The sequence below is a fragment of the Aeromonas sp. sif2433 genome (assembly GCF_019218705.1).
In the GTDB taxonomy this organism is placed as follows: domain Bacteria; phylum Pseudomonadota; class Gammaproteobacteria; order Enterobacterales; family Aeromonadaceae; genus Aeromonas; species Aeromonas encheleia.
The window spans coordinates 1-202 of the sequence record NZ_JAHUXD010000071.1; the positions used below are offsets into that span (position 1 = coordinate 1).

A 202-nucleotide genomic window follows, 5' to 3' on the forward strand; every position below is an offset into this window, starting at 1 on the left:
ACCACCGTCAGGATGCCGTCCGTGGCCGACACCGTGAAGCTACCCGCCACCGTCTCGCTGTTGGCCGCAGCATCAGAGCCATTCGGATTGAGGCCAGACTCGTACACCAGGTGATCCGGACCCGTCGACGCCGCCGTCACCACGCTGGCACCGTCATCCGCCCCCTTGATGTTGATGGTCAGCTTGGCGATGCTCTCATCGC

1 protein-coding gene is annotated in these 202 nt (G+C 64.4%); it reads right to left on the reverse strand.

What is annotated here, in order from left to right:
• Positions 1-202: hypothetical protein (locus KW825_RS20805; RefSeq protein WP_218330263.1), on the reverse strand; the 202-nt coding region annotated here is incomplete at both ends.